The organism is Bradyrhizobium sp. dw_78, from assembly GCF_018449525.1.
GTDB lineage: Bacteria > Pseudomonadota > Alphaproteobacteria > Rhizobiales > Xanthobacteraceae > Bradyrhizobium.
Window position 1 is genome coordinate 195,750 of sequence record NZ_JAAVUS010000004.1, and the last position, 23,339, is coordinate 219,088.

The 23,339-nt window shown below is 63.0% G+C and carries 26 protein-coding genes; 5 read left to right on the forward strand and 21 right to left on the reverse strand.

Annotation, left to right across the window (positions count from 1 at the left end; genetic code table 11):
- Positions 1–102 precede the first annotated feature (102 nt).
- The 3 genes from arsB to HB630_RS12780 are packed head-to-tail and all read right to left on the reverse strand — an operon-like array spanning position 103 to position 1,665.
- Positions 103–1,161 carry an ACR3 family arsenite efflux transporter gene (arsB, locus tag HB630_RS12770; protein ID WP_213772610.1) on the reverse strand — a complete coding sequence of 353 codons (1,059 nt, stop codon included), beginning with the start codon at positions 1,159–1,161 and terminating at the stop codon, positions 103–105.
- Between the two features lie 5 nt (positions 1,162–1,166).
- A complete protein-coding gene (locus HB630_RS12775; RefSeq protein ID WP_213772611.1) occupies positions 1,167–1,310 on the reverse strand; it encodes a hypothetical protein in 144 nt (47 codons plus the stop codon).
- Entirely contained in the window at positions 1,303–1,665 is a 363-nt protein-coding gene (locus HB630_RS12780) for a metalloregulator ArsR/SmtB family transcription factor (RefSeq protein ID WP_213772612.1), read from the reverse strand. The genes HB630_RS12775 and HB630_RS12780 overlap by 8 nt, the downstream gene beginning before the upstream one ends.
- A gap of 287 nt (positions 1,666–1,952) precedes the next feature.
- Between HB630_RS12780 and HB630_RS12785 the strand changes: the two genes are divergently transcribed.
- The gene (locus HB630_RS12785; RefSeq protein WP_213772911.1) at positions 1,953–3,122 is read left to right on the forward strand and encodes an MFS transporter; all 1,170 of its coding nucleotides are present in this window, start codon (positions 1,953–1,955) and stop codon (positions 3,120–3,122) included.
- Positions 3,123–3,211: 89 nt separating this feature from the next.
- A complete protein-coding gene (locus HB630_RS12790; protein ID WP_346656084.1) occupies positions 3,212–3,358 on the forward strand; it encodes a hypothetical protein in 147 nt (48 codons plus the stop codon).
- 115 nt (positions 3,359–3,473) lie between these two features.
- Here the strand turns inward: HB630_RS12790 and dmeF are convergent, their stop codons facing one another.
- The 13 genes from dmeF to rpoZ all read right to left on the reverse strand — a co-directional run bounded on the left by dmeF (position 3,474) and on the right by rpoZ (position 16,290).
- Positions 3,474–4,463, reverse strand: coding sequence for a CDF family Co(II)/Ni(II) efflux transporter DmeF (gene dmeF, locus HB630_RS12795; RefSeq protein WP_213772614.1), 990 nt, complete (start codon positions 4,461–4,463; stop codon positions 3,474–3,476).
- A gap of 231 nt (positions 4,464–4,694) precedes the next feature.
- Positions 4,695–6,950 carry a DNA topoisomerase IV subunit A gene (gene parC, locus HB630_RS12800; protein ID WP_213772615.1) on the reverse strand — a complete coding sequence of 752 codons (2,256 nt, stop codon included), beginning with the start codon at positions 6,948–6,950 and terminating at the stop codon, positions 4,695–4,697.
- 171 nt (positions 6,951–7,121) lie between these two features.
- The gene (locus tag HB630_RS12805) at positions 7,122–7,361 is read right to left on the reverse strand and encodes a hypothetical protein (RefSeq protein ID WP_213772616.1); all 240 of its coding nucleotides are present in this window, start codon (positions 7,359–7,361) and stop codon (positions 7,122–7,124) included.
- Between the two features lie 215 nt (positions 7,362–7,576).
- Entirely contained in the window at positions 7,577–7,759 is a 183-nt protein-coding gene (locus HB630_RS12810) for a hypothetical protein (RefSeq protein WP_213772617.1), read from the reverse strand.
- Positions 7,760–7,867: 108 nt separating this feature from the next.
- Positions 7,868–8,608 (reverse strand): DNA repair protein RecO, encoded by a 741-nt coding sequence (gene recO, locus HB630_RS12815; RefSeq protein WP_213772618.1) that lies wholly within the window; start codon positions 8,606–8,608, stop codon positions 7,868–7,870.
- 103 nt (positions 8,609–8,711) lie between these two features.
- Positions 8,712–9,092 carry a hypothetical protein gene (locus HB630_RS12820; protein WP_213772619.1) on the reverse strand — a complete coding sequence of 127 codons (381 nt, stop codon included), beginning with the start codon at positions 9,090–9,092 and terminating at the stop codon, positions 8,712–8,714.
- Positions 9,093–9,102: 10 nt separating this feature from the next.
- Positions 9,103–10,032 (reverse strand): GTPase Era, encoded by a 930-nt coding sequence (gene era, locus HB630_RS12825; protein ID WP_213772620.1) that lies wholly within the window; start codon positions 10,030–10,032, stop codon positions 9,103–9,105.
- Positions 10,022–10,834: a ribonuclease III gene (gene rnc / locus HB630_RS12830; RefSeq protein WP_213772621.1), complete on the reverse strand. Its 813-nt coding sequence runs from the start codon at positions 10,832–10,834 to the stop codon at positions 10,022–10,024. The genes era and rnc overlap by 11 nt, the downstream gene beginning before the upstream one ends.
- Positions 10,831–11,589, reverse strand: a complete 759-nt coding sequence (gene lepB / locus HB630_RS12835) for a signal peptidase I (protein WP_213772622.1) — start codon at positions 11,587–11,589, stop codon at positions 10,831–10,833. Before lepB ends, rnc begins: the two co-directional genes overlap by 4 nt.
- A 270-nt stretch (positions 11,590–11,859) precedes the next feature.
- Complete coding sequence (gene acpS, locus HB630_RS12840; protein WP_213772623.1) at positions 11,860–12,279, reverse strand: holo-ACP synthase; 420 nt, start codon at positions 12,277–12,279, stop codon at positions 11,860–11,862.
- Positions 12,276–13,076 carry a pyridoxine 5'-phosphate synthase gene (locus tag HB630_RS12845; protein ID WP_213772624.1) on the reverse strand — a complete coding sequence of 267 codons (801 nt, stop codon included), beginning with the start codon at positions 13,074–13,076 and terminating at the stop codon, positions 12,276–12,278. The genes acpS and HB630_RS12845 overlap by 4 nt, the downstream gene beginning before the upstream one ends.
- Positions 13,077–13,297: 221 nt before the next feature.
- On the reverse strand, positions 13,298–15,592 hold the full coding sequence (locus tag HB630_RS12850; RefSeq protein WP_213772625.1) for a bifunctional (p)ppGpp synthetase/guanosine-3',5'-bis(diphosphate) 3'-pyrophosphohydrolase: 2,295 nt from the start codon (positions 15,590–15,592) through the stop codon (positions 13,298–13,300).
- 305 nt (positions 15,593–15,897) lie between these two features.
- On the reverse strand, positions 15,898–16,290 hold the full coding sequence (gene rpoZ / locus HB630_RS12855; protein ID WP_024512695.1) for a DNA-directed RNA polymerase subunit omega: 393 nt from the start codon (positions 16,288–16,290) through the stop codon (positions 15,898–15,900).
- Positions 16,291–16,644: 354 nt separating this feature from the next.
- Here rpoZ and HB630_RS12860 point away from each other — a divergent pair, with 354 nt between their 5' ends.
- Positions 16,645–17,277, forward strand: a complete 633-nt coding sequence (locus HB630_RS12860) for an NYN domain-containing protein (RefSeq protein WP_213772626.1) — start codon at positions 16,645–16,647, stop codon at positions 17,275–17,277.
- On the forward strand, positions 17,255–17,950 hold the full coding sequence (locus HB630_RS12865) for a uracil-DNA glycosylase (RefSeq protein WP_213772627.1): 696 nt from the start codon (positions 17,255–17,257) through the stop codon (positions 17,948–17,950). The genes HB630_RS12860 and HB630_RS12865 overlap by 23 nt, the downstream gene beginning before the upstream one ends.
- Positions 17,951–18,052: 102 nt before the next feature.
- On the opposite strand, the gene HB630_RS12870 is transcribed toward HB630_RS12865, so the two are convergent.
- The 5 genes from HB630_RS12870 to HB630_RS28360 form a co-directional block, all read right to left on the reverse strand.
- The gene (locus HB630_RS12870) at positions 18,053–18,628 is read right to left on the reverse strand and encodes a peroxiredoxin (protein ID WP_213772628.1); all 576 of its coding nucleotides are present in this window, start codon (positions 18,626–18,628) and stop codon (positions 18,053–18,055) included.
- Positions 18,629–18,729: 101 nt separating this feature from the next.
- Positions 18,730–19,203, reverse strand: coding sequence for an SsrA-binding protein SmpB (gene smpB / locus HB630_RS12875; RefSeq protein ID WP_213772629.1), 474 nt, complete (start codon positions 19,201–19,203; stop codon positions 18,730–18,732).
- Position 19,204: 1 nt separating this feature from the next.
- Positions 19,205–19,621 carry a large conductance mechanosensitive channel protein MscL gene (gene mscL / locus HB630_RS12880; protein ID WP_213772630.1) on the reverse strand — a complete coding sequence of 139 codons (417 nt, stop codon included), beginning with the start codon at positions 19,619–19,621 and terminating at the stop codon, positions 19,205–19,207.
- A 76-nt stretch (positions 19,622–19,697) separates the two neighbouring features.
- On the reverse strand, positions 19,698–20,588 hold the full coding sequence (gene dapA, locus HB630_RS12885; protein ID WP_213772631.1) for a 4-hydroxy-tetrahydrodipicolinate synthase: 891 nt from the start codon (positions 20,586–20,588) through the stop codon (positions 19,698–19,700).
- 175 nt (positions 20,589–20,763) lie between these two features.
- On the reverse strand, positions 20,764–21,069 hold the full coding sequence (locus HB630_RS28360; protein ID WP_249780832.1) for a hypothetical protein: 306 nt from the start codon (positions 21,067–21,069) through the stop codon (positions 20,764–20,766).
- A 4-nt stretch (positions 21,070–21,073) separates the two neighbouring features.
- Here HB630_RS28360 and HB630_RS12890 point away from each other — a divergent pair, with 4 nt between their 5' ends.
- Positions 21,074–23,104: a lytic transglycosylase domain-containing protein gene (locus HB630_RS12890; protein ID WP_346656085.1), complete on the forward strand. Its 2,031-nt coding sequence runs from the start codon at positions 21,074–21,076 to the stop codon at positions 23,102–23,104.
- The last annotated feature ends 235 nt before the right edge of the window (positions 23,105–23,339 follow it).

Here is a 23,339-nt window from a genome sequence, read left to right on the forward strand (position 1 = left end):
TCATGAACGATTCGGGCGGCTCCCTGATTGTCAAAAAACTAACCACGATTGCGCCGCGATGAAGCGCGGCGCACAAAAGCAATCGCGGAACGAGAAAGATACCTACGCCTGCGCTTCCTTCCTGATGTCGGCGGAAACAGCCGGGCCGGCCTCATACCAGCCGCGCGACGCCTTCACCAGATAGACCACCGAGAGCATGACGGGCACCTCGACCAGCACGCCGACCACGGTGGCCAGCGCCGCTCCGGAGTTGAGGCCGAACAGGCTGATGGCGGCGGCGACGGCGAGTTCGAAGAAGTTGCTGGCGCCGATCAGCGCCACCGGCGCGGCCACGCACCAGGCCACGCCGAAACGGCGGCTCAGCCAATAGGCAAGACCCGCGTTGAGATAGACCTGGATCAGGATAGGAACGGCCAGCAGCACGATCACGAGCGGCTGTGCGATGATCTGTTCGCCCTGGAATCCGAACAGCAATACCAATGTCGTCAACAGCGCGACGAGCGAGACCGGCTGCAGGACCTGCTGGGTCCGCTGTAGCGCCGCTGGGCCTGTGGCTAACAGGGCACGCCGCCACAACTGCGCGACGATGACAGGAACTACAATATACAACACCACCGAGATCAACAGGGTCGCCCAGGGCACGACGATCGAAGCCACACCGAGCAGAAGACCTACCAGCGGCGCGAACGCAAACACCATGATGACGTCGTTGAGCGCCACCTGACTCAGGGTGTAATGCGGTTCGCCCTCGCACAGGTTCGACCACACGAAGACCATTGCCGTACAGGGCGCCGCCGCCAGCAGGATGAGCCCGGCGAGATAGGACGGAATCTGGGCCGACGACAGCCATGGCGCAAACAGATGGCCGATGAACAGCGAACCCAGCAACGCCATCGAGAACGGTTTCACCGCCCAGTTGATGAACAGCGTGACACCGACGCCGCGCCAATGCTCGCGCACCCGGCCGAGCGCTCCGAAATCGATCTTCAGAAGCATCGGGATGATCATCAGCCAGACCAGCCCGGCCACCGGCAAATTGACCTGCGCGATCTCCGCGGCCGCGATGGTTGCGAACAGCCCTGGCAGCAGATGTCCCAACATGACGCCCGCGACGATGCAGAGCGCCACCCATAGCGAAAGATAACGTTCGAACGGGCTCATGGCGGTTAAGCCGCTTCCGGGCGCAAATTGTCGGCGGGGAAGGCGCGGAAATCGCCGTGGCCGTCCTTGCGCAGGATCGATTCCGCCAGGATCGAACGGACGCTGTTTCCGATGCACAGGACGAGAACATCGTAGACCGGCTCAGACATGGGCCTTCCTCTTCGGCTTCGGCCGACAACAAGAAGTGAGGTCGTCGATCAACGGCGCGCAGATTTCGGGCCGCCCGTCGCAGCAATCCCTGAGCATGAACAGCACGACGGACTGAAAGCGCTTGAGATCGGCGCGATAGACAATCGAGCGGCTAAGCCGCTGCGCCGACACCAGCCCCGCGCGGGACAGGATCGCCAAATGCGATGACATGGTGTTTTGCGGGACCGCGAGCGTTCTGGCGATTTCGCCCGCCGCCAATCCCTGCGGCTCGTGCTTCACCAGCAATCGAAACACGTCCAGCCGGGTGGGCTGGGCGAGCGCTGCCAGCGCCAGAATGGCATCCCCTGATTCCATATATCTAGATTTATAGATATAATAATGCTTGTCAAACCGGATATTCGCCAGCTTGCTGATGATCGCGGGGCACGAACAGACCCGATCGCCGCCGCGACCGCGAGGTTTGCGGAAGGGTCTAACCGGTGCTGCCGGAAACCGGCACATATGCAGTCGATCTGGCGGCGCCGGCGAATATGGTCAGGCAGGTTTTGCCAAGTGTTGACGACTATTGCGTGTAGATGCAAATGCCCGGCAGCGGGGCAAGACTGGATGCGGATAGCGTGACGAAAACTAAAGGCGTCGCCATGAGCGGACGCCAACTCCCCATCATTCTCGGACTCGGCACGACGCAGACGCTGGCATGGGCCTCGAGTTATTATCTGCCGGCCATTCTGGCCGACCCCATCGCGCATGATCTCGGTGTTTCCTCGAACTGGATCTTTGCGGCGTTCTCGGCCTCGCTGGTGCTTTCGGCCCTGCTCGGCCCGCGCGTCGGCCGCCAGATCGATCTGGTCGGCGGGCGGCAGGTGCTGTCGTTGTCCAATCTGACATTCGCCGCGGGACTGGTCCTGCTCGGCCTCACATCGTCGATCCCGCTTCTGCTGCCGGCCTGGCTGCTGCTCGGCATCGGCATGGGGCTTGGGTTGTACGATGCCGCCTTCGCCGCGCTGGGACGCATCTACGGCACCGCCGCACGCGGTCCGATTACCGGCATCACGCTGCTGGCGGGCTTTGCCAGTACGGTCGGATGGCCGCTGACCGCGCTGGGGCTGGAGAAGATCGGCTGGCGCGACACCTGCTTTGCCTGGGCGGCCGCGCACCTGTTGATCGGCCTGCCGATCAACCTGCTGATGCTGCCGGCCGTGAAAGCCGCGGCCAAGGCAACCGCGGACAAGCCGATCAAGCCGTATATTCCCATCGACCGCACCATGATCCTCTTGGCTTTCGCCTTTGCCGCAGCCTGGAGCGTCACCGGCGCGATGGCCGCGCACCTGCCCCGGATCCTTCAGGCCGCGGGAGCGACCGGCGTTCAGGCGGTGACGGCCGGTGCGCTGATCGGCCCCGCACAGGTGATCGCCCGTATTGCCGAGGCGAGCTTCCTGAGCCGCTATCATCCGCTGGTGTCGACGCGGCTCGCCTGTCTTACCCACCCGATCGGCGCTGCGATCCTGGCGCTGGCCGGCGGCGGCGCGGCAAGTGTGTTCGCGATCTGCCACGGCGCCGGCAACGGCATCCTGACCATTGCGCGCGGCACGCTGCCGCTGGCGATCTTCGGCCCGGAGAACTACGGCTATCGCCTGGGGCTGATCGGCGCGCCGGCGCGGATGGCCCAGGCCGTAGCCCCGCTGGCATTCGGATTGCTGATCGACACGATGGGCGCCCGCATCCTGATCGTATCTTCCGCGCTCAGCCTCGCCGCCTTGCTGGCACTGGCTTTGGTACGGCAGCAACCGGCCGGGCCGCGAGCCGTCTGACGGATTTATCCCTTCCAATCGCAGTCCTTTTCACGCAAAACCACGCTATGGAAAACCAAGCCGATCCACCGCGTAGTTTCAAGGATTTGATGAAGTGGGCGATCACCCCGCCGCAATCCTATGTGGTCTATGTGCTTGGCCTGTTGCTGGTTTACGGCGTGTCCTATTTCGCGGGCACGCTGAACCCGAAGAAACCGCCGCCTTCGCCACCTAGCATAGCCGCGCCGCGGAATTGAAACCGTCACAGCCTTCGGAAGCTCGGACCACCGGCGAAACGATTCCATCGCCTCGATAGGTCACGCCACCCGGCTTCGCGGCCTGACGACCGCTTAAAAACCCCGACCGCAGAACTCAGTGTACATGCGCCGGCGCATCGTGCGGACACAGTTCGACCTCGACCGTCACGTGACAGAGACCGTGCAGCCCCTTGAGCCGGTCCTTGTAGGTCGCCGGCGGCAGCGGATCGTCGGAGACGACCGAGATCACCGCTGCGCGGTGGCCGGGTCCGACCTGCCACAAATGCAGATCGGTGACGCGGTCGCCCTTGGCTTCCAGACGATTCCGGATCACGGTTTCGAGATTCTTGTCGGCGCTGACGTCGAGCAGCACCGCGCCGGACGCGCGGACCAGCCCGAACGCCCAACTCGCGATCACGAGACTGCCGACGATCCCGACCAGCGGATCGGTCCAGACCCAGCGCGAATACATCGCAATCACCAGCGCCACGATCGCCAGAACCGAGGTCGCGGCGTCGGCCAGCACGTGGATATAGGCCGCGCGAAGGTTGTTGTCGTGGTGATGGTGGCCATGCGAATGGCCGTGACCGTCATCATGATCCTCATGGTCATGGTCATGATCCTGATGATGGCCATGATGATGGTCGTGGCTGTCGCTCAACAGCCATGCGCTGACGAGATTGACGCAGAGACCGAGCACCGCCACCGCGATCGCCTCGCCATAGGCGATCGGGACCGGATCAAACAGGCGGATCGCGCTTTCATAGGCGATCTGGACCGCGATCAGCCCGAGGATGATCGCGCTGGAGAACGCGGCGAGGTCGCCGAACTTGCCGGTACCGAAGCTGAAGCGGGAATCGCGCGCATGCTGGCGCGCGAACAGATAGGCGAGCGCCGCGATTCCGAGCGCGGCGGCGTGGGTGGCCATATGCCAGCCATCGGCCAACAGCGCCATCGACCCGAACAACGTGCCTGCCGCGATCTCGCCGACCATCATGACGATGGTCAGCGCGACCACGAACCATGTCCGGCGTTCGTTGCGTTCGTGCCGCGCCCCAAGGAACACGTGGTCATGGGTCCACGGATCGATAGAATGCGAATGCATCGGGGTCATCTCCGGAAGGAGCGTTGCGCTTTAAGCGGTCTAGCGGCGCGGGAGAAGCCTCGAACTGCGTCCGTGACATCACCGCATCAACCTGCCTATAGCGCAGGCTTAGAGCCGAATACTATCACACTGCCATGACGTGTCGCCGCGCCTGAGCACGGCGATGATCCATTCCTTGAAACGGATCATGCCTTGAACGGCTCATGGCCATCGGCCAGGCGAATATGCGCCCTATTCCACCGCGCGCCCGAACTTGTTCGACTTCGGAAAACCCTTCGGCGGCAGCCGCCCGGCGTCGGCGCGGTTGCCGCGCCAGTCGGCCAGTTCCCTGATCGTGGCGCTGAATTCGCGGCCGGCGGAATCCTTCCAGGTCAAACCCTGCTTGGAATCGAAGGTTGTGATGTCCGACAGGCCGCCATCCTTGTACTTCTGCAGGCGGACGCCGCGGCCACGCGCCATCTCCGGCACCTGATCGAGCGGAAACAGCAGCATCTTGCGGTTGTCGCCGATAAGGGCAACGGTATCGCCGATCACGGTCGTCAGCGCGCGGGCCTCGTTCGGCATCTCGACATTGAGCACCTGCTTGCCCTTGCGGGTGTTGCCGACGCAATCCTCTTCCTTGACGATAAAGCCCTGGCCTTCGCTGCTGGCGACCAGGAATTTGCGTTCGCCCTTGTGGACAAACAGCGACACGATCGCGGCGTCCTGCTCCATGTCGATGAACATCCGGATCGGATCGCCATGACCGCGGCCGCCCGGCAATTTGGCGACGTCGAGCGAGTAGAACCTGCCATTGGTGGCGAACAGCAGCAGTTTTGAGGTGCTTTCGGCAAAGAACGCGTGATCGAGCTTGTCGTCGGTCTTGAACGCCAGGCCGGAGAGATCGGCGACGTGGCCTTTCAGCGTGCGCACCCAGCCCTTCTCGGAAATGACCACGGTCACCGGCTCGCGCTCGACAAAGGCCTCCTCGATGGCGGCGAGATCGTGCTCGGGCGCATCCGCAAATTGCGTGCGGCGCTTGCCGAGCGGCGTCTTCGGGCCGAAGATGTCACGCACTTTCCGCACCTGCTCGCCGACCCTGGACCATTGCTCGGCCTCTGAGCCAAGCAGGGCCTTGATGCCTTTCAACTCACCGCGAAGGTTCTTGTCCTCGGTGCGGATCTCCATTTCCTCGAGCTTGCGCAAACTGCGCAACCGCATGTTGAGGATGGCGTCAGCCTGGATCTCCGTCAGCTTGAACGCCTGGATCAAGGCCGGCTTCGGCTCGTCCTCGGTGCGGATGATCTTGATCACCTTGTCGAGGTTCAGATAGGCGATCAGATAGCCGCCGAGCACTTCCAGCCGGTTCTCGATCTGCGCCTTGCGGTAGTTGGAGCGGCGCACCAGCACGTCACGGAGATGGTCGAGCCATTCCCGCAAACACTCCGCCAGCCCCAGCACCTTGGGAACGCGACCCTTCACCAGCACGTTGAGGTTCAGCGGAATCCGGCTTTCCAGTTCGGTCAGCCGGAACAGCGACTCCATCATCAATTCAGGATCGACGGTGCGCGACTTCGGCTCGATGACGAGGCGGATGTCTTCGGCCGATTCATCCCTGACATCGCCGACCAGCGGCAGCTTCTTGTCGTTGAGCAGTTCGGCGATCTTTTCGACCAGCCGCGATTTCTGCACCAGCCAGGGAATTTCGGTGACCACGACAACCCAGGCGCCGCGAACCCCCTCTTCCTGGTTCCATTTGGCGCGGACGCGGAACGAGCCGCGCCCGGTCATGTAGGCCTCGGTGATGCTTTCCTTGGAATCGATGACGATGCCGCCGGTCGGGAAATCCGGCCCCTTGACCCAGCGCAGCAGCGTCTTCGACTTCGCGTCGGGCTTGTCGATCAGGTGCAGCGCGGCGTCGCAAAGTTCGGCGACATTGTGCGGCGGGATCGAGGTCGCCATGCCGACCGCGATGCCCTGCGCGCCGTTGGCGAGCAGGTTCGGAAATCCGCCGGGCAGGACCACCGGCTCCTTTGACTGGCCGTCGTAATTGGGACGGAACTCGACGCCGTCCTCATCGATGCCGTCGAGCAGAAGCCGCGCGACCTCGGTCATGCGCGCTTCGGTGTAGCGATAGGCGGCGGCGTTATCGCCGTCGACATTGCCGAAATTGCCCTGGCCGTCGACCAGCGGATAGCGCGAGGCGAAATCCTGCGCGAGGCGGACCATCGCGTCGTAGATCGCCTGGTCGCCATGCGGATGGAACGAACCCATCACGTCGCCGACGATCTTGGCGGACTTCTTGAACGGGGTGCCCGGATCTAGCCGCAGCAGCCGCATACCGTAGAGGATGCGGCGATGCACCGGCTTCAGGCCGTCGCGAGCATCCGGCAACGCCCGGTGCATGATGGTCGAGAGCGCGTAAGCGAGATAGCGCTCCTCGAGCGCATCGCGCAGCATCACCTCGTGAACCTCAGCCGGTTCCGGCGGAATCAGACTTTTTCCCATGTGGAGGGGTTAAACTTTAGCGCCGGATCGGGCAAGAAGTGAATCGGGCGCGGCAACCGTCGCTGCCCCGCCACAGCAAACGGCCCCGCCTTGCGATGCCGCAGGCGAGGCCGTCGAGGGCTCTATCGATTGGATTGTAGAGAGGGAGCCACTCGGGCGCTTTGGAAGCCCCTATGCCCGCCTGAAGGCGATGGCGCCGGCCAAGGAGCGCGGGCGGGTGCGAACAGCGTGTCCGTCATTGCCGCTCTCAACGACCCACTGACCGTTTTCCTGGCCAACGATCTTGCCCACATGGTGGGGCCAGACGACGATGGCGCCGACAGCCGGCCCGCCGGCATTCGATCCGTAATGAGCCCAGGACCGGGCGAGATTGTAGGACGGGCCAGGATCGCTGCCGACCTGGGAACGCATGTACCAGCCGCACCATGCGCTCGGACGACCGGCATAGCCGTAATGGCCGCCGGCGCGATGAGAACGATGATGATAGTGGCGATGATGATTGTGCGACCGTGCCTCTGCGCTCGAACCAAATACGCAAAGCACTAACGTCGCAGCCAAGAGAGTACGCATTACTGGAAGTTCCTAGACGAAGGGGGAAAGATCGCTTCAGCGATCGGGACAGCCGCTCATGAGAGGGCAATGAACTGCCCGAGCGGCGGCGGTTTGAAATGCGCGGAAATCAATCCGGCTGGGGCCGCTTTAAAAAACTGCAGATGGCCAAAATGAGGCGATATCAACGAGATAATCGCCCTCAACGCAGGCCAGCCATTCCCCTGGCGGGCAGCCAAATAAGGCGCGGCCAGCATCATGGGATAGCCTGAACCTTTTCGATTCTGACGGAATCAGAACCGTAGCTCTATGTCATTGTTTTATCGTGCTTTCTTCACGCGAACCGGAAGCTGCTTCGCGCGAAAACGCTATGGTCTCGCCCGATGCCGGGCCACTGCGTGGATGAAGCCGTCGCGGGCGTCGGAATGGCCCTGCCCGCGCGGCTCCAGCACATGGCGCAACAGAAACAGGCCCGTGAGCCGAAACCCGTCCTGCAGGTCCTGATCCGACCAGTCGTTCCGGCCGCCGTCGCCGTGGCGCAGGAACGGCGGCAGCCGCAACAGCCGGTCGCGCCAGGGATCGCCGGCCTGCCGCGATACCGCGCCGCCGGATTTCGGCGAAACATAGATCAGATCGGAGGTCGCGCCGGTGGCGGCGCAGTTTTCCAGATCGAGGCCAAAGCCGAGTTCGGCCAACATCGCAAGTTCGAACCTCACCAGATGCAGCGCCGCGGTGCCGGCATCATCGAAATCATCGAGTGTAAGGCCGAGCCTGTCGTAGATATCCTGATGCGGATCGCGCTCCGGCAACAGCCGCGCCAGCGAGGCCAGGTGCGTGACCCCATAGACGGCAAAGGACGACGCCAGCAGCGTCGCGGCGCGCAAGCGCGTGCCCTCGATCGCGTAAGTGCCGAGATGCTCGTCGAGCCGCGCCCGCCATACCGCGCTGACGCTGTTGCCGGGCTGCAGCAGCGGACGCATCCGCGAACCGGCACCGCCGCGCACGAGGCCGAGGTGACGGCCGTGCTCGCGCGTCAGGAGTTCGACGATGGCGCTGGATTCGCCATGCCGCCGCACCCCGAGCACGATGCCTTCGTCGGTCCATTCCATCAGGCGGGAGTTTACAGGATTCCGGGGGTCGGCGCAGCCATCTCACCACCGTCATTCCGGCTTCGATGCTTTGCATCGCCCCGGAATGACAACAAAAAACCGATCACCCGTTGAACCAGCCCTTGGCGTCGCCGGTGTAGGAGTAATATAGGCCGGCCGCCGTCAGCGCGCAGGAGACGATCTCGATGCAGCTATCGAGCGCAACGCCGGTGTCGGCGATGATCTCCACCAGGGAATAGACCGACAGCACCAGCGAACCGATCAGCACCCAGCGCGGCCAATTCTTGCGCCGCTGCGCGGCGAGCCAGACCAGATAGACCAGGAGCAGGATCAGGCCGGCCGCCATCACGGTCGCGGTGTTGACCATGGCCTCCGTCATATCGGCGCTCGGCGTCCGGTCCTGGAACGCGACCGACAGCGAGTCGAGCGTCAGTGACAGGTACAGCAGCGCCTCAAACCACATCACGTTCCTGGGCAGATTCATGGGACGCCGATCATTCCTTCGGGAACTCCAGTCCCATTTCGCGATAGCGGTCGGGATCTTCGCCCCAGTTCTCGCGCACTTTCACAAACAGGAACAGGTGGACCGGCTGCCCCAGGATCTCGGCCACCTCCTTGCGCGATTCCGCGCCGATCGACTTGATGGTGGCGCCGCCCTTGCCGAGCACGATCTTGCGCTGGCTCTCGCGCTCGACGAAAATCGTCTGCTCGATGCGGACGGATTTATCCGGGCGTTCGGTCCAGCTGTCGGTCTCGACCGTGGACTGATACGGCAATTCCTGATGCAAATGGCGGTAGATTTTTTCGCGGGTGATTTCGGCCGCCAGATGCCGCATCGGCGCGTCCGACATCTGGTCCTCGGGGTAGTGAAACGGCCCCGGCGGCACCAGGCGGGCAAGCGTGCGGCGGAGGTCGTCGACGCCGTCGCCCGACAGCGCCGAAATCATGAAGGTGTCTTCGAAAGGCAGGCGCTCGTTGGCGGCCTTGGCCAGCGCCAGCAGCTTTTCGCGCGGCACCAGATCGATCTTGTTGAGCACCAATATCTTCTTGTGCGCGACGGTTTCGGCTTTGCTCAGGATCGCGTCGGCCTCGTCGTCGATCCCGGCCTTGGCGTCCAGCAGCACGCAGACGAGATCTGCATCATGCGCCCCGCTCCACGCCGTCGACACCATCGCGCGGTCGAGCCGCCGCTTCGGGGTGAAGATTCCGGGCGTATCAACCAGAATGATCTGCGCGCCGTCCTCGATCACGATACCGCGAATCAGCGCACGCGTGGTCTGCACCTTGCGCGAGACGATCGTGACCTTGGAGCCGACCAGCGCGTTGACCAGGGTGGACTTGCCGACATTGGGGGCGCCGATCAGCGCGACGAAGCCGCAGCGCGTCGGACCCGTCGCCGCATGGTTGGGGATCTCAGCCGTCATTGCCACCGACACCTTCGCGCGCGATCATCACCGAGGCCGCGACCTTTTCGGCGGCGCGCTTGCTGCCGCCGACGCCTTCGGCCGGCTCCAGGCCCGGCAGATCCACCGCCACGCGGAATTGCGGATCGTGATGCGGCCCGGTGCGCTCGACCTCGCGATAGACCGGCGTCGGCAGGCCCTTGCCCTGGGCCCATTCCTGCAGCACCGTCTTGGGGTCGCGCAGCGGCCGGCGCGGCTTGTGCATCCGCTCGGTCCAGTTGCGTTCGACGAACTGCGCGGCCGCGGTGTGGCCGCCGTCGAGATAGACCGCCCCGATCACGGCTTCGCAGATATCGCCGAGCACGGATTTGCGCAACCGCGCCCCCGCCCCGGCGCCTACCGCGCCGAGCTTGATCTCATCGAGCAGCCCCAGCGATTTCGCCACGTCGGCGCAACTCTCCTTGCGCACGAGATCGGCGAGACGCTTGGACAATTCGCCTTCGTCCGCATTCGGAAACGCGCGGTACAGCATGTCCGAGACGACCAGGCCGAGGACGTGATCGCCGAGGAATTCGAGCCGCTGGTAACTGTCGCCGCGCTTGCGCGATGACTTCAGCGCCGAGACATGGGTCAAGGCGGTGGCGAGCAGCGCGGGATCGACGAATTTGTGCCCGATGCGCGCCTCGATCGCCGCCGTCGCCGCCTTGGCGCTTACCTTGCCCCGCCTCTTCTTCACGGCCGCCACTTCGCCGCCGGCGTCGGGCGGAGCGCTTGCTTCGCCAGCGGAAGATGGGCTCAGGATGTCCCGCGCGTCGTCGTTCATCGCACGAAGGAGAATATGCGATTCCAGCGCACCGCAACCGGCCAGCGCCAGAACATCCAGACGTGTTCGCCCTCGGCAATGGAGAAGAAGATCATCTGGGCACGGCCGATCAGGTTCTCGAACGGCACATAACCGACCGCCGAAAGCACGCGGCTGTCGGTCGAGTTGTCACGGTTGTCGCCCATCATGAAGAAGTTGCCGGGCGGCACGGTATAGACGTTGGTGTCGTCATAATAACCGTTATCGATGCAATCCAGCGTCTCATAGCTGACGCCGTTCGGCAGCGTTTCCTTCCAGCGCTTCACCCGTGCCGTCGCGTCGGAGCCGCAGGGGTCCTCGCCGATGAAATCGCTCAACCGCTCGCGCTGGACCGGCGTGTCGTTGATATAGAGCAGGCCGCCCTTCATCTGGACGTGGTCGCCGGGCAGACCGATCACGCGCTTGATGTAGTCGGTGGAATCATCCTTCGGCAGCCGGAACACGACAACATCGCCGCGGTTCGGCTCGGAGCCGAAGATGCGCCCCGAAAACAGCGGCGGCGACAGCGGGATCGAATAATGGCTATAGCCGTAGGAATATTTCGAGACGAACAGATAGTCGCCGACCAGCAGCGTGGCCTTCATCGATCCGGAGGGAATGTTGAAGGGCTGGAACAGGAAGGTGCGGATCACCAGGGCGATCAGGAGCGCATGAATGACGACGCGGACGGTTTCACCCAAGCCGCTTTCAGATTTTGTCCCGGATGTCACGCTCATCGCTTTCCCAATTCCCGTCACGCCTGCCGCAGGGCGGCAGAACATCTTCCTTACGCGAATCGCACCCGCTTCGCGTCAAGGAATTCGCCGATTCTGAAGTGAAAGCAAATTCCGGCGCAAACCCGAACTCGCCGTGGTCTATCTTTCGTGGGCGTTTTAGACCCTTGTCGTTGACCGCGCAATCAACGGCCGCTTCAAAACTTTATAATCCTTTGATAGATCAACGATTTTTGTTTCATCCCCGGCCAGAGGCGCAGCGCCCGCGGGCGGTCAGGGCTTGCCCGGACCGATTGCCGAAATTATGACGAAGGCTTGCGCCAGCGGCCAATCGTCGGTGATGGAAAGGTCGATCCGGGCTTCATGGCCGGTCGGCGTCAGCGCCTCCAGCCGGGCCAGCGCCCCGCCGGTCAATTGCAGCGTCGGGCGGCCGCTCGGCAGGTTCACCACCCCCATGTCCCGCCACCAGACGCCGCGCCGGATGCCGGTGCCGAGCGCCTTGGAGCAGGCCTCCTTGGCGGCGAACCGCTTGGCGTAGGTCGCCACCACCATTTTCTCATTCCTGGCGCGGCGTTCGGCCTTGGCGCGCTCGGCATCGGTGAAGATCCGGTCGAGGAAACGATCGCCGTGGCGCTCGATGACCGCGGCGACCCGGCGGATGTCGATCAGGTCGGAGCCGATGCCGATGATCATGCCTTGCCCAAGCCCTCAATCGACTTACCCCCGATCGGCTTGTCTCCGATCGATTTGCGCCCCCGGTCCATCGCCGCCCGCATCATGCGGACCGTCTCGCCGAGGCCAACGAACAGCGCCTCGCCGATCATGTAATAGCCGATATTCAGCTCAGTGATCTCGGCGAGGCCGGCGATCTTCTCGGCGGTGATGTAGTCGAGCCCGTGCCCCGCATGGACCTCCAGGCCCTTGGAACGGGCCAGCGCGGCACCCTTGACGATACGCTGCCATTCGGCTTCCGCCTTGGCTTCATGCCCGTCCGTCGCCGCATCGCACCAGGCGCCGGTGTGCAGTTCGATCACCGGCGCATGCAACTCCGCGGCCATTTCGATCTGACTCGGGTCGGCCGCGATGAACAGCGACACCCGGATGCCCGCCTCGTTCAACCGGGCGATGAAAGGCTTCAGCGCATGATGCTGGCCGACCACGTCGAGGCCGCCCTCGGTGGTGAGTTCCTCCCGGCGCTCCGGCACCAGGCACACCGCATGGGGCCTGGTCGCAAGCGCGATCCCGAGCATGTCCGCGGTCGCCGCCATTTCGAAATTAAGCGGCTTGGAGATGGTGGCCTTCAGCCGCGCCATGTCGTCGTCGCGGATATGGCGGCGGTCCTCGCGCAGATGCGCGGTAATGCCGTCGGCGCCGGCCTCGATTGCCGTCAGCGCGGCGCGCACCGGATCGGGATTGCGGCCTCCCCTGGCGTTGCGAAGGGTGGCGACGTGATCGACATTGACTCCGAGACGCAGCGGAGGAACGGACATGCGGGACTCACATGGAATTTTAACAGGAATTTGAGAGATGCTTACCGCAAACGTCTCATCCTGAGGAGCGGCATCTTTGCCGCGTCCCGAAGGATGACATGCATGGTGTCCTCATGGTTCTCAAGGCGATGCCAACGGGTCGGGCGAATGCGCGCCCGATGACAGGCTCCGCATCGTCCGGAGACGGCGCAACAGCACTTCTTCACCATGAGGTCTCTGCGCTAACCATTGACGCGTTCGACCCGCGCGACGACGGCCTTGGCACGCAACTGAGCGATAATGGCGCTGAGGTGCTTCAGGTCATAGACTTCGAGATCGATGGTCAGTTCGGTGAAGTCGGGTGACTGGCGGCTCATGTGGATGTTGTCGATATTGCCGTCATGCTCGGCGATCACGGTAGCGATCTGGGCCAGGCTTCCGGGCTCGTTGACATTGTCGACCCTGATCCGGGCCGGAAAGCGCTGCGGCGTGGTATCGTCGACGTCCCAGCGCACGTCGAGCCAGCGTTCCGGCTCCTCCTCGAAATCCTTCAGCGCGGGCGACTGGATCGGATAGATCGTGATGCCCTCGCCCGGCGACACGATGCCGACGATGCGATCGCCCGGCACCGCGCCGCCGTTCGGCGCGAACTTGACCGGCAGATCGGAATTGATACCCCGGATCGGAATCGCCGACGTGCTGCGCGCCGCGTCGGGCGGCGATTTCAGCTTGGTCGCGAGATTCTTTTTCGCGCCAAAGCGGCCGATGCGTTCTTCCTTGTAGTCGGGATACATCGCGCGCGCGACGTCGGACGCCTTGATCTCGCCGCGCCCGACCGAGGCCATCACGTCTTCGATGGAAGACCGCGCCAACCGCGGCAGCGCGCCCTTGAGCTTGTCGTCGGCGTATTCGATCTTGGCGCGGATAAACAGCCGCTCGACGATGCGCCGGCCGAGACCGGCATATTGATCGCGCACGGCGGTCCGCGTGGCGCGCCGGATCGCGGCCCGCGCCTTGCCGGTGACGGCGAGCGCTTCCCACGCCGATGGCGGAGCGGCCTGCGCCTTGGACGTCAGCACCTCCACTTCATCGCCGTTTTGCAGCTCGGACGACAGCGGCGCGAACTTGCCGTTGATCTTGCAGCCGACGGCGCTGTTGCCGACATCGGTATGCACGGCATAGGCGAAATCGATCACATTGGCCTTGCGCGGCAGCGCGATCAGCTTTCCCTTCGGGGTGAAGCAGAAAACCTGATCATGAAACAATTCGAGCTTGGTGTGCTCGAGAAACTCTTCCGGATTGGCGCTTTCCGACAGAATTCCGATGGTGCGGCGCAGCCAGGCGAAGGCGTTGGATTCGCGCTTGAGCCGTTCGGTCGGAGAGCCGACATTGTCCTTGTAGAAGGCGTGCGCGGCGATGCCGAACTCCGCGATCCGGTCCATCTCTTCGGTGCGGATCTGCAATTCGACGCGCTGGTTGCCGGGGCCGATCACGGTGGTGTGGATCGAGCGATAATCGTTCTGCTTCGGCGTCGAGATGTAGTCCTTGAACCGGCCCGGCACCACCGGCCAGGTCGTATGCACGACGCCGAGCGCGCGATAACAGGCCTCGACGCTATCCAGCACGATGCGGAATCCGAAGATGTCGGACAGCTGCTCGAAGCCGATCGACTTGCGCTCCATCTTGGTCCAGATCGAGAATGGCTTCTTGCGCCGGCCGGAAACATGCGCGGCCATGCCGTTGTTCTGAAGATTGCGGGAAAGCTGGCTTTCGATTTCGCCGATCAGGTTGCGGTTGCGGTCGGTAAGCGCATCCAGCTGCTGCATCACCACCGCATGGGCTTCCGGATCGAGGGTATGAAACGCCAGGTCTTCGAGCTCCTCCCGCATTTCCTGCATGCCCATGCGACCGGCCAGCGGCGCGTAGATGTCGAGGGTCTCCTCGGCGATCCGGCGGCGCGATGCGGGCGGCACGAATTCCAGCGTGCGCATGTTGTGCAGGCGGTCGGCGAGCTTGATCAGCAGCACGCGGACGTCATCGGCGATCGCCAGCAGCAGCTTGCGCAGGTTCTCGGCCTGCTTGGCTTCGCGCGAGACCAGTTCAAGCCGTTTCAGCTTGGTGAGCCCTTCCACCAGCGCGCCGATTTCATGCCCGAAGATGTGGTCGATTTCGGCGCGGGTGGCCTCGGTGTCCTCGATGGTGTCGTGCAGGAGCGCCGCAACGATGGTGGCGTCGTCGAGCTTGAGGTCGGTGAGGATGGCGGCGACTTCGAGCGGATGCGAAAAATACGGGTCGCCGGAGGCGCGGGTCTGCGTGCCATGCGCCTTCATGGCGTAGACATAGGCGCGGTTCAGCAGGTCTTCGTTGGTATCGGGGTTATAGGAGCGGACGCGTTCGACCAGATCGTACTGCCGCATCATCCCGGTGCGCGGCGACCTCATCGTCTTTGCTCTCGCCGGCGCAGGCGACGCGGGCGCCACCGCGACCGAATCGGTCGCCGCCTGCATCTGCCGTGGGGTGCGGCGCGAATACGCCATCGAATCACTGCCTTGGTGCGGGTTTCGGACACGCTCCCGCTGTACGATACAACCTATGCGCCCTCAAACGGCCAACACCTCAGTTGAGGCGAGAAACCCTCGATTTTGGGGACGGCGCTCACTGTAGCGCGAAACCGGCGATCCATCGATCAAATCGAAGGCAACCGGTGCGGAAAGATCCGTGCCCTTAAACGGAATGGGCATGATAACCACAAAAGCGCCAATAAAGGCAAAGGCCCGGACGAGACGCCCGGGCCTTTGGTAAATCAATCTGATTTTCGATATCGCGGCGCGATAAGGCCGAGCTATTCGTCCTCTTCCGGTTGCTCTTCCGGCGGAGCAAGACCTTCGAGGCCCTTCAGCAGTTCTTCCTCGGTCATGCGCTCGACGGCGACCTCGGTATCGTCGGCATCGACGCTGGCGCCGGCCGAACCGATCAGCGGGACCGTATCGGGCTCGGGTTCGTCGACCTCGACGAACTTCTGCAGCGAGTGAACCAGTTCTTCCCGCAGGTCTTCCGGCGAGATTGTCGAATCAGCGATCTCGCGCAGCGACACGACAGGATTTTTATCGTTGTCGCGGTCAACCGTGAGTTGCGATCCGGACGAAATCATGCGGGCGCGATGTGCCGCCAACAGAACCAAGTCGAACCGGTTATCGACCTTATCAATGCAATCTTCTACGGTGACGCGCGCCATCGACTGTCGCTCCGTTATAATGGGACCGAAAATGCTGATTATGAGCGGTAGTTATAGGCAGGAGCAGGTTTCCGCAAGGCCAAATTTGTGAGTTGGCCTGCGCAACCGGCTCTGCTAACCCACGAAAAGAGCCAGAAGGCCGAGCCTCCTGACATATCCAGAAATAAGCCGGATACGGTCAAGGATACGAAATCGCATCATTGCGGATCTAAAATATGGGTCTTCTCGCCCTCGCCGCACCACATTTGCGGTAACCACTACCGGGTTAGATTCACCGAACTCTAAGCGATCTGCCGTGAAATGCGCGGGGCCGGCTGCCGTTGCGCCATAAACGTTAACAACGTGAGAAACTTGATGTCATCTGCTTCCAACAAAATTGCGCTTTTTATCGATGGCGCCAATCTCTATGCAACGGCCAAGACGCTCGGCTTCGACATCGATTACAAGCGCCTGCTGAAGGAGTTCCAGAGCCGCGGGACCCTGGTGCGCGCGTTCTATTACACCGCGATCATCGAAGATCAGGAATATTCGTCGATCCGCCCGTTGATCGACTGGCTCGATTACAACGGCTATACCGTCGTCACCAAGGCGACCAAGGAATTCATCGACGCCAGCGGCCGCCGCAAGGTCAAGGGCAACATGGATATCGAGCTTGCGGTCGATGCGATGGAGCTCGCCGAGCATGTCGATCAGATCGTGCTGTTTTCCGGCGATGGCGATTTCCGGTCGCTGGTCGAGGCGGTGCAGCGCCGCGGCGTCCGCGTCACCGTGATCTCGACGATCTCAAGCCAGCCCCCGATGATCGCTGACGAGCTTCGGCGCCAGGCCGACGTCTTCACCGATCTGATGGAGCTGCAATCCAAGCTCGGCCGCGATCCGTCCGAGCGCCCGGCCCCGCGCGAGCCGCGTCATCATGCGCCGCAATTCCTGCAGCGCGCGACCACCATGACGCCGACGAGGACCGATGACGAGGATTTCGACGATTGAGAACGATGCCGCGCGCGGCCAGTCGCCCGCGAGCGCTCTTTCCCTGACCGATCCCGACCGTAACTGCCCGCTTTGCCCGAGGCTCGCCGATTTTCGGGCCGAGGCGCGCGTGCGCGAGCCGGCCTGGTTCAATTCCCCGGTGCCCTCGTTCGGCAGCGCAGAAGCAAGGCTCCTGATCGTGGGCCTTGCACCCGGCCTGCAGGGCGCCAACCGCACCGGACGGCCCTTCACCGGCGACTACGCCGGCGACCTGCTCTATGCGACCCTGTTGGAATATGGCTTTGCCAAGGGCACCTATCTGGCGCGGCCGGACGACGGACTGACACTGGTCGATTGCCGGATCAGCAACGCGGTCCGTTGCGTGCCGCCGCAGAACAAGCCGCTGCCCGCGGAAATCAATACCTGCCGACCCTTCCTGTCCGCGACCATCGCGGCCATGACGGAGCTGCGCGCGATCGTCGCGCTGGGGCGGATCGCCCATGATTCACTGCTGAAAACATTGAAGCTTCGCGCCGCCACCGCACCCTTTACGCATGGCGGGGTCCATCAGGCCGGCGCGATCAAGCTCTACGACAGCTATCATTGCTCGCGCTACAACACCAACACGCGCGTGCTGACGCCAAAGATGTTCCGCGACGTGTTCGCCAGGGTGCGGGCGGACCTCGACGGATAGCCATAGCGTTTTCGAGCGAAGTGGATTCCGGTTCGCGCGTAGAAAACGCATCGGACCAAAGTAGAGAGTCTCGGTTCCGACTCCGTCAGAACCGAAAAGGCGCTAAACCGGATTTTCCTTCAGCCAGGCCAGCACGTCGCCGGCGTTCCGATCGGGCGGAAACACCGGATAGAACACATGCGTGATGCGCGCATCGTCGATGATCAGCGCGAGCCGCTTGATCAGGGTCAACCCCGCCACTTCCATCGTCGGCAGGTTGAGGGCGCGGGTCAGCACCAGCTTTTCGTCCGACAGCACCGGGAACGGCAGATGCAGCCGTGACGCCATCTCGGCCTGATACCCGTTGCTCTGCGTCGAGAGACCGAACACATGCCGGGCGCCCGCGGCCTTCAATTCCGCAAACAGGTCGCGGAACGCGCAGGTCTGCGGCGTGCAGCCCCGCGCGCCGGGAATCATGTCCCAGTCATCGACCAGCCCTATCTTGCCGGGCTCGCCGGTCCTGGGATAGCCGAATACGACCGTGCGCCCCGGCAGCGCCGCCAGCGTCACCGAGCTGTCGTCGGTCGCGACCAGCCCGACTGGTGGGATCGTCATGCCGACAAGATGCGCCGCCGCGCCGTCATCGGCGGGCGCCGGAATTTTGCTCCAGTCGACCTCGAGCAGGTTGGGTTGAACCATTTTGCGTTCCTCAAAGTGGCGAATAGCGATCCGCGAGCGGCGAATAGAACCAATGGACGATTATTTCCCTATTCGCCATTCGCTCCTCTCCATTCGCCGTTTTATCCACGCGCCCGCAGCAGGCGCCCCTTCTCCCTGCCCCAGTCGCGCTTCTTTTCGCTCTCGCGCTTGTCGTGCAGCTTCTTGCCCTTGGCTACCGCCAGCAACAGCTTGGCGCGGCCGCGCTCGTTGAAATAAAGCTTGAGCGGGATCAGCGTCATGCCGTCGCGATCGACCGCGCCCATCAGCTTGTTGATCTGCTTTCGATGCAGCAACAACTTCCGCGGCCGTTTCGGCTCGTGGTTGAAACGGTTGGCTTGCAGATATTCCGGGATATTGGCGTTGATCAGCCAGATCTCGCCATCCTTGGAATCCGCGTAGGATTCCGCGATCGTGGTCTTGCCGTTGCGGATCGACTTGACCTCGGTGCCGGTCAGCGCGATGCCGGCCTCCAGCGTGTCCTCGATCGCATAGTTGAACCGGGCTTTGCGATTTTCGGCAACAACCTTGATTGCGCGTTCGTTCTTTTCGGCCACGTCAAGCTTTCTTGAGGAGATCCCTGATCTCGGTGAGCAGTTCTTCCTCCCGGGTCGGCTTCGGCGGCGCGGCGGGCGCGGCTTCTTCGTTCCGCTTCAGCTTGTTCATGAGGCGGATCACGACGAACAGCACGAAAGCGATGATGATGAAGTTGAGCGTCAGGGTGATGAAACTTCCGTAAGCCAGCACCGCGCCCTGCTTTTTCGCATCAGCAAGGTTATTTGCCGTCACCGATTTGGCCAGCGGGATGAAGTAGTTTGAAAAGTCGAGACCGCCGGTGATCGCTCCGATGATCGGCATGATGACGTCACTGACCAGCGAGTTCACGATGGCGCCGAAGGCCGCACCGATGATGACGCCGACCGCGAGATCGACCACGTTGCCCTTCATCGCGAATTCGCGGAATTCCTTGAGCATCTGCACTCCCCCTCTCTTCAATATCCCGAACGGTAAGATTTACAGGCAAAAAAGCAGGCCGGTGTTGATCGGTGTTTCAGTTGATCAATCCCGCATACATCATCGCGCTGCGGATCACCGCACCGGTCGGCGGCGTCACCGGCATCAATGGCAGGCGCACCTCTTCATGGACGCGGCCCAACAGCTTGAGTCCGTGCTTGGCGCCGGCGAGGCCCGGCTCCTTGAAGATGGCGTCGTGCAGCGGGACCAGGCGATCCTGGATTTTGAGGGCTGACGCGTAGTCGCCCTTCAACACCGCGGTCATCAATTCGGCGCAGGGCTTCGGCGCCACATTGGCCACCACCGAGATGCAGCCATGTCCGCCTGCCGCCATATAGGCGAGCGCGGTCATGTCTTCGCCGGAGAGCTGAATGAAGTCCGGCCCCATCGCGTGGCGTTGCTGCGAGACCCGGGCCAGATTGGCGGTCGCATCCTTGACGCCGACGATGTTCTTCAACTCGAACAGCCGCGTCATGGTTTCGACCGACATATCCACCACCGACCGCGGCGGAATGTTGTAAATCAGGATCGGAATTCCGATCGCGTCGTTGATCGCCTTGAAGTGCTGGTACATGCCTTCCTGGGTCGGCTTGTTGTAGTACGGCGTCACCACCAGCACCGCGTCGGCGCCGGCCTTTTCGGCGTGCTTGGCGAGTTCGATGGCTTCCCTGGTGGAATTGGAACCGGCGCCGGCGATCACGGGCACGCGGCCCCTGGCCTCGTCGATGCACCATTCGACGACGCGCCTATGTTCGTCATGGCTGAGTGTCGGGCTTTCGCCGGTGGTGCCTACGGGAACCAGCCCGTGGGTACCCTCGGCGATTTGCCAACTCACCAGCGCCCGGAAAGCCGCTTCATCAAGCGAGCCGTCTTTGAATGGCGTCACCAAGGCGGTCAATGACCCCCGAAAACTCGTCTTGGCTGCCATGGACTTCCTCCGAGCGCGTGCGGCTTGCCGTCTCATAAAACCGATGAAGGTCAATTCATATCGAGTCTGAAGTTGCGGCGAAAGGGCCCCCGCCAGCCGGTCCCGGCCCCGATTTTGCCGCGGTAATGGAGCAGACAGCTAAAATTCCAGCGTTTTTGGCATTTTTCCCGAATATTTACTCAAATGGACCTAGAGCATCATCTATTGATGATTCGCTGCGAAGGAAGGCCGTGATCCAGTTCACCCGCCCAAACGCCTTGCGATTGACGGCCCTGTCCACGACGGCTCTGTCGAGGGTTTTGGCGACGGGTCTGGCGCTCACCATCGCATGGTCGGCATTGGCAACAGAAGCCGCGGCCGCATCCAAAGTTCCGCTGCCGAAGCCGCGGCCGGTCTCGCGCAACGCCATCCCCAAAACCGCGGCCAAATCCACGGCAAAGACCGCGCCCACCGCGACGGCCAGCGTAACCGGCACGACCAAGAACGTGGCGTCCCTGGGGACCACCGCGCCGATCGCTCCTGCGCTTGCACCCGCAACCCGTCAGCATGCGGCTCTGCCGCCGGCGACGGCACGCAAGCCGATCATCCCGGCCGCCGTGGCGGCGACGTCATCGACCTCGCAGGCCGACGCCGACGCGCTGGAAAATGTCATCGATCTCGTACGCAAGCACCAGCCGGTGGATGCGACGCAGGTCGAAGCAGCGATATCCGATCCGGTCGCAAGAAAGCTTGCCGAATGGATCATCCTGCGCAGCGACGACAATGGCGCCTCGGTCGAACGCTACCGCGCATTCATCGAGGCCAACCCGAGCTGGCCCTCGCAGACCTTCCTGCGCCGGCGTCTCGAGGCGGCGCTGTGGGACGACCATCGCGACGACGCCACCGTGACGTCATGGTTCGCAAATGAACAGCCCTTGTCGGCCAAGGGCAAGTTCGCCCTGGCGCGGGCGATGCTCGCGCGCGGCGACCGGGCCAATGCAGAGCGTCTGGTGCGCGATGCCTGGCGCAACGATCCGATGTCGGAGGAGACCGAAAACAGCGCGCTTGACCTGTTCGGCGCCCTGATCGTGCCCGGCGACCACAAGGCGAGGATGGATTTTTTCCTCTATGGCGACGAGCGTGACATCGCGTTGCGCGCCGCAAAGCGGCTTGGCGGCGGCGAATTGGCGCTGGCGAAAGCGCGCATCGCATCCTCGCACAAGGCGTCCAATGCGCGCGCCCTGCTCGATCAGGTGCCGCGCGAGTTGCACGGCGATGCCGGCTACATCTTCGCCAGGATCCAGTTGCTTCGCCGCGAAGAGAAATTCGCGGAAGCCGCACAACTGATGCTGAGCGCGCCACGGGACCCTGGCCGCCTGTACAATGTCGACGAATGGTGGATCGAGCGGCGGCTGATGTCGCGCAAGATGCTCGATATCGGCGAGTACCGCACCGCTTATCTGATCGCGCGCGACGCAGCCCTTCCCGCACGCGACATCTACAAGACCGAGCAGGAATTCACCGCTGGCTGGATTGCCCTGCGTTTCCTGAAGGATCCGGCGACGGCCGCGCAGCATTTTGTCCGCATCGGGGTCGGCAGCACCAATCCGACCGCGCTCGCGCGCGCCGGCTATTGGCAAGGACGGGCCGCCGAGGCTGCCGGACGCCCGCAGGAGGCCCGCGCGGCCTATGCGTCGGCGGCCGAACAATCAACCAGCTACTACGGCCAGCTGGCGCGCGCGAAACTCGGCTTGCCGCAAATCGAACTGAAGGGCGCGCCGTCCGCGCGCGGACGCAATGTCGAGCGGCTGGAAATCGTACGCGCCGTGCAACTGCTATACGCGCTGGACGAGCGCGAGATCGCGGTCCCGATCTTTGCCGACATGGGCGACAATGGCGATCCCGACGCGCTGGTGGGACTCGGCGAACTGGCCTCCCGCAACGGCGATGCGCGCGGCACGCTGTTGCTCGGCAAGGCTGCGCTCAATCGCGGGCTGCCGTTCGACTTCTATGCCTATCCGGTGAACGGCATCCCGTCGTTCAAGTCGATCGGGCCTGACGTCGAGCAGAGCGTCGTCTTCGCGATCGCCCGGCAGGAAAGCGCCTTCAATCCGGCGGTGGTCTCGCCGGCCCAGGCCTATGGCCTGATGCAGGTGACGCCGGACGCGGGCCGCTATGTCTGCAAGAAATACGGCGTGGATTTCGATATCCAGCGGATGAAGGCCGATCCCGTCTACAACGCAGCGCTGGGCGCCGCCGAACTCGGAGGCCTGCTGGAGGATTACCGCGGCTCCTATATCATGACGTTCGCGGCCTATAATGCCGGCCGCGGCAGCGTCAAGAAGTGGATCGAACGCTATGGCGATCCGCGCGATCCCAATGTCGACGCGGTCGACTGGGTCGAACAGATTCCATTCTCCGAGACCCGCAATTACGTGCAGCGCATCATGGAGAACTTGCAGGTCTATCGGGCGCGGTTTGGCGGCGGAACGCGGCTTCAGATCGAAGCCGACCTGCATCGCGGCTCCCTGGAATAGGCGGCCGGTCGGTCTTTCCTTGCGAAGCCCCTTCATTTCCAAATCGATCGATGCCGTTTCGAGCGAGAACCTGCCCCGGACCTGGATCGCGGGGTGACTTCCGGTTCGCGCGAAGGAAGCACATCAAAGATATAAGAGCCTGATTCTGATTCCGTCAGAACCGACAAGGCTTCTGAACACCCGCAACCAATTTGGCCGAAGCACCGCGCGACTGCCGGACGACTCTTGGAACCTA

Coding starts and splice junctions, on each gene's coding strand:
- arsB (WP_213772610.1), bottom strand. CDS start 1,161: ATGAGCCCGTTCGAACGTTATCTTTCGCTATGGGTGGCGCTCTGCATC.
- HB630_RS12860 (WP_213772626.1), top strand. CDS start 16,645: ATGTCATCTGCTTCCAACAAAATTGCGCTTTTTATCGATGGCGCCAAT.
- HB630_RS12865 (WP_213772627.1), top strand. CDS start 17,255: ATGACGAGGATTTCGACGATTGAGAACGATGCCGCGCGCGGCCAGTCG.
- rpoZ (WP_024512695.1), bottom strand. CDS start 16,290: ATGGCGCGCGTCACCGTAGAAGATTGCATTGATAAGGTCGATAACCGG.
- HB630_RS12820 (WP_213772619.1), bottom strand. CDS start 9,092: ATGAATCTGCCCAGGAACGTGATGTGGTTTGAGGCGCTGCTGTACCTG.
- recO (WP_213772618.1), bottom strand. CDS start 8,608: ATGGAATGGACCGACGAAGGCATCGTGCTCGGGGTGCGGCGGCATGGC.
- rnc (WP_213772621.1), bottom strand. CDS start 10,834: ATGAACGACGACGCGCGGGACATCCTGAGCCCATCTTCCGCTGGCGAA.
- HB630_RS12810 (WP_213772617.1), bottom strand. CDS start 7,759: ATGATGCTGGCCGCGCCTTATTTGGCTGCCCGCCAGGGGAATGGCTGG.
- mscL (WP_213772630.1), bottom strand. CDS start 19,621: ATGCTCAAGGAATTCCGCGAATTCGCGATGAAGGGCAACGTGGTCGAT.
- era (WP_213772620.1), bottom strand. CDS start 10,032: ATGACGGCTGAGATCCCCAACCATGCGGCGACGGGTCCGACGCGCTGC.
- HB630_RS12790 (WP_346656084.1), top strand. CDS start 3,212: ATGAAGTGGGCGATCACCCCGCCGCAATCCTATGTGGTCTATGTGCTT.
- HB630_RS12775 (WP_213772611.1), bottom strand. CDS start 1,310: ATGTCTGAGCCGGTCTACGATGTTCTCGTCCTGTGCATCGGAAACAGC.
- HB630_RS12780 (WP_213772612.1), bottom strand. CDS start 1,665: ATGGAATCAGGGGATGCCATTCTGGCGCTGGCAGCGCTCGCCCAGCCC.
- acpS (WP_213772623.1), bottom strand. CDS start 12,279: ATGATCATCGGCATCGGCTCCGACCTGATCGACATCCGCCGGGTCGCC.
- parC (WP_213772615.1), bottom strand. CDS start 6,950: ATGGGAAAAAGTCTGATTCCGCCGGAACCGGCTGAGGTTCACGAGGTG.
- HB630_RS12850 (WP_213772625.1), bottom strand. CDS start 15,592: ATGGCGTATTCGCGCCGCACCCCACGGCAGATGCAGGCGGCGACCGAT.
- dmeF (WP_213772614.1), bottom strand. CDS start 4,463: ATGCATTCGCATTCTATCGATCCGTGGACCCATGACCACGTGTTCCTT.
- HB630_RS12845 (WP_213772624.1), bottom strand. CDS start 13,076: ATGTCCGTTCCTCCGCTGCGTCTCGGAGTCAATGTCGATCACGTCGCC.
- HB630_RS12870 (WP_213772628.1), bottom strand. CDS start 18,628: ATGGTTCAACCCAACCTGCTCGAGGTCGACTGGAGCAAAATTCCGGCG.
- HB630_RS12785 (WP_213772911.1), top strand. CDS start 1,953: ATGAGCGGACGCCAACTCCCCATCATTCTCGGACTCGGCACGACGCAG.
- HB630_RS12805 (WP_213772616.1), bottom strand. CDS start 7,361: ATGCGTTCCCAGGTCGGCAGCGATCCTGGCCCGTCCTACAATCTCGCC.
- dapA (WP_213772631.1), bottom strand. CDS start 20,588: ATGGCAGCCAAGACGAGTTTTCGGGGGTCATTGACCGCCTTGGTGACG.
- lepB (WP_213772622.1), bottom strand. CDS start 11,589: ATGAGCGTGACATCCGGGACAAAATCTGAAAGCGGCTTGGGTGAAACC.